Source organism: Roseitalea sp., from assembly GCF_984466335.1.
The window spans coordinates 1-3,683 of record NZ_CFIFWG010000222.1 but is presented as its reverse complement, the minus strand read 5'-3'; the positions used below and the strand labels follow the sequence as shown (position 1 = coordinate 3,683).

The 3,683-nt window shown below is 64.2% G+C and carries 4 protein-coding genes and 1 pseudogene; 3 read left to right on the top strand and 2 right to left on the bottom strand.

Annotated elements, in window-relative coordinates; all coding sequences use genetic code 11:
* Together AC5E6L_RS14690 and AC5E6L_RS14685 are read right to left on the bottom strand one after the other, a co-directional pair.
* Positions 1-238 (bottom strand): annotated as a pseudogene (locus tag AC5E6L_RS14690) (hypothetical protein); the annotation flags it as partial.
* Positions 239-523: 285 nt separating this feature from the next.
* A complete protein-coding gene (locus tag AC5E6L_RS14685; protein WP_491230187.1) occupies positions 524-760 on the bottom strand; it encodes an integrase core domain-containing protein in 237 nt (78 codons plus the stop codon).
* Positions 761-911: 151 nt separating this feature from the next.
* On the opposite strand from AC5E6L_RS14685, the gene AC5E6L_RS14680 reads away from it, so the two are divergent.
* From AC5E6L_RS14680 to AC5E6L_RS14670, 3 genes are all read left to right on the top strand, one after another.
* Entirely contained in the window at positions 912-1,916 is a 1,005-nt protein-coding gene (locus AC5E6L_RS14680) for a LacI family DNA-binding transcriptional regulator (protein ID WP_491230186.1), read from the top strand.
* 29 nt (positions 1,917-1,945) lie between these two features.
* The gene (locus AC5E6L_RS14675; RefSeq protein ID WP_491774279.1) at positions 1,946-3,181 is read left to right on the top strand and encodes an ABC transporter substrate-binding protein; all 1,236 of its coding nucleotides are present in this window, start codon (positions 1,946-1,948) and stop codon (positions 3,179-3,181) included.
* Positions 3,182-3,262: 81 nt separating this feature from the next.
* On the top strand, positions 3,263-3,683 hold a 421-nt coding region (locus AC5E6L_RS14670), incomplete at its 3' end, for a carbohydrate ABC transporter permease (RefSeq protein WP_491774277.1).

The window sequence follows — 3,683 nt, the reverse complement described above, 5'->3', positions numbered from 1 at the left end:
ATAGGGCTTGCCGGGCAAGGCCTTGGCATGGACCACGAACTGGCCGCCGGGTGAGTTCGAGCTCCTCACGGGTGTAGAGTTCGACGCCCTCATCCGTGTGGAGCCTGACTGCCCGGCGTCCGTCTGACGGATCGCCGAACTGCACGATGGTCAACTGAACCTCGGCAAAGTCCTCATCTGCCACTCGGATGCGCTCATGCATCATCGAAAAGGCGAATCTGCGACCTTCAGTGGTCAGGCCACGCGTGCGTCGCGGCTCGATGAACAGCGCGCTCGCTTGATGTCATCGCGCTGCGGCGCGATGCGCGCAAGGTCACTGTCAGGCAAAGGGCGTATCGTCACTGGGCGGTTCTCCTGCGCGAGGATTAGTGCCAACAGACACCTTGTGGTGACGGAATCGGTCGATAATCACACTACCCGGGATGCGTATACCAAAAGCAACGTTTGCTCTTGCTTTGTCCACGGCAACGGACCAAGGCGATTCCTTGGCGTGCGTGTATCGACCCAGCGGAATCTGCTCAGGTTAAGCTGCTAATTTGAATGCCTCCGTGGGCGTTTTCATGTCCAGGGCCTGATGCGGGCGCCGGTGATTGTAGAATTGGATCCAGTCGCCAATCGCGCGGCTTGCGTGGGCCAGGCTCTCGAACCGCTGACGGTGAACGCACTGTTCCTTCAGTGACCGGATCAGGCGTTCCATCATGCCGTTCTGTTGCGGGCAGTGGGGCGTGATGAATTGGCGGATTTGCATGCCTTTGTTCACGAAGCGGCCGCCAGCCAGCCGGACGGGCCGCGCGGAGACTGGCGGTCAGAACGATAATGCTTGATGTAAACGTTTTCATATGATAGATATGAGAATGTAAACGTTTTCATTTGCGTTTATGCGGGAGGCAACAACGATATGACGCGACGCAATGGCCACGATAATTGACGTTTCACGCAAGGCCGGCGTGTCAACGGCGACCGTCTCGCGCGCGCTCAACCATCCCGACATGGTCGATGAGAAGACGCGCGATCTGGTTCGGATCGCTTCGGAGGCGCTTGGTTACCGGCCCAACCGCATCGCGCGGGATCTGGCGCGGCGTTCGTCGCAAACCATCGGCGTCGTCGTCAACAATTTCGCCTCGCCCTATTACGGCCTGATGCTGGACGGCGTCGACGAGGCGCTCGTCGCCTCCGGCTGGAACGTCATCGCCGAGACCAGCAGGGAAACCGCCGCCGGCGAGTTGCGGGCCATCCGGTCCCTGACGGACCGGCAGTGCGACGCGATCATCGTCCATGCCAACAGTCTGGACGACGGGGCGCTGGCCGAACTGCTTTGCAAGACCCCCAAGCTCGTCTTGATGAACCGGCTGCTCGAACCGTTCGGCGACCGCTGCGTGCATCTGGACAATGATCTCGGCGGCCGGATCGCGGCCCGCCACCTGATCGCCAGGGGCCATGCCGACATCGCCGTGATGGCCGGACCGGAGACGTTCCACGAGGTGCGCGCCCGGCTCGACGGCTTCGCCGAGGCGATGAGGGAGGCGGGGCTCGCACTGCCGGTTTCGCGCATCGTCCGGGCCGACTTCTCATTGGAGGGCGGCAAACGCGCGCTCGCCGAACTGATGGAGCGCGACGGCACTATTACGGCCGTCTTCGCGCACAATGACGAAATGGCCGTCGGCGCGATCGAGGCGGCGCGCGAAATGGGCCTGTCGGTGCCCGGCGATCTGTCGGTCATCGGCTTCGACGACATGGCGATCGCCGGCCTGACGCGTCCGGCGCTGACGACGATCGGCCAGCCGCTGCGCGCGATCGGGGCGGCCTGCGGCCAGCTCGCCCAGGCGCTGTCGCGCGGGGCCGACACATCGAAGATAGGGCGCGTGTTCGACGCCGAGCTCATCGAGCGGGAGACGGTGACCGGGCCGCGCCGGTGAGCGGCTCAGCACACTCAATGGAGGAGACCATGAAGAAATTCGTCCTGACATGCCTTGCGACGGTCGCGATCCCGGCGGGCGCGGTCTCGGCCGCCGAGATCCGGCTCGACGGCTTTCCCGACTTCAACAACCATCTGGACAAGGTGATCCCGGTCTTCGCCGAGACCCGTCCGGACATCACCGTCACCTACCAGATGAACAATCACGGCGACCATCACAAGAAGCTGACCACCAATCTGGCGACCGGCTCGGGCGCCGGCGACATCGTCATCGTCGATATAGGCTTCATCGGCTCGTTCATCGATGCGGGCGGCTTCGAGAACCTGTCCGATGCCGCCTATGGCGCCGACGCCCTGGCGGGCCGGTTCGTCGACTATGCCTGGAGCCAGGGACAGGGCGCCGACGGCAACCAGTACGCCATTCCGATCGATATCGGTCCGGGCGTGATGTACTACCGCCGCGACGTGCTCGAAGCGGCGGGCCTGGAGATCGGGGACGTCATCGCCGACTGGGACAGCTACATCGCCTATGGCGAAGCACTGAAGGAAAAGGGCATCTATCTGATCGCCGACGCCGCCGATGTCGCATCGACCATCATCCGCACGACCGTGCGGCCCGGAGACGGGTTCTTCTTCGACGCCGAGGGCAATTCGCTGATCACCTCGGAGCGTTTCGTGACCGCGTTCGAGACCGCAAAGCGCATCCGCGATGCGGGCCTTGACGGCCAGATCGGCGCCTGGACCAACGAATGGTATGACGGCTTCAAGGACGGCTCGGTGGCGACCCAGCTTTCGGGCGCCTGGCTTCTGGGCCACCTGCAAAACTGGATGGCGCCGGACACGGCCGGCAAGTGGGGCGTCTCCAACCTGCCCGACGGCGTCTACGGCGCCTGGGGCGGATCGTTCCTGGCGATCCCGCGCCAGGCCGAGGACAAGCAAGCGGCCTGGGCTTTCGTCGAGTTCCTCACCGGCACGCCGGAAGCGCAACTGGCAGGCCTGCGCAACATCGGCGCGTTCCCGGTGCTCAAGGAGACCTATGCCGATCCCATGTTCGACGAGCCGATCGAATTCCTGGCCGGACAGCAGGCGCGGCGGCTGTTCGCCGAGATCGCCGAAAAGGTGACCGCCGTCTCGCCGCAAAAGAGCGACCTGATCGCCGAGGACGTGGTCATCAACGGCGCCCTGCTCGAAGTGCTCAATGACGGCAAGGATGTCATGGCCGCCCTGCGCGATGCAGAGCGCCTTGTGATGCGCCGGGTCCGGTAACCGGCCGCCATGCCTGCACACAGTCCGGGCCGGCGGGAGCGCCGGCCCGGGCCGATCCGATACGTGGGAGGACTTGCCGCCATGACCGACACCACGCTGGCCGATCCGGCAGACGGTGCCGATATCTCCGCCGAACGCCTTGCGAGGAACCGCAAGCGCGCCTTCCGCCGGGGGCTGATGCCCTGGCTGTTCATCAGCCCCTATCTGATCCTGTTCGTGGTGTTCACCGCGTTCCCGCTCATCTTCTCCGTCTACCTGTCGTTTCAGGAGTGGAACCCGGTCACCGGGCTTTCGGGCATGCGCTTTGTGGGCCTGGCCAACTACACGCAGGCGATCACCGATCCCTGGCTGTGGAAGTCGCTCTACAACACCGTATGGCTGGCCCTTGCGACCGGCATTCCCCAGCACCTCATCGCCATACCCGTCGCCTACCTCCTGGTGGCGGCGTTCCGGGGCGCCTTCCGCCATCTTTACACGGCGACGATGTTCATTCCCTTCATCA

Coding starts and splice junctions, on each gene's coding strand:
- AC5E6L_RS14680 (WP_491230186.1), top strand. CDS start 912: ATGGCCACGATAATTGACGTTTCACGCAAGGCCGGCGTGTCAACGGCG.
- AC5E6L_RS14675 (WP_491774279.1), top strand. CDS start 1,946: ATGAAGAAATTCGTCCTGACATGCCTTGCGACGGTCGCGATCCCGGCG.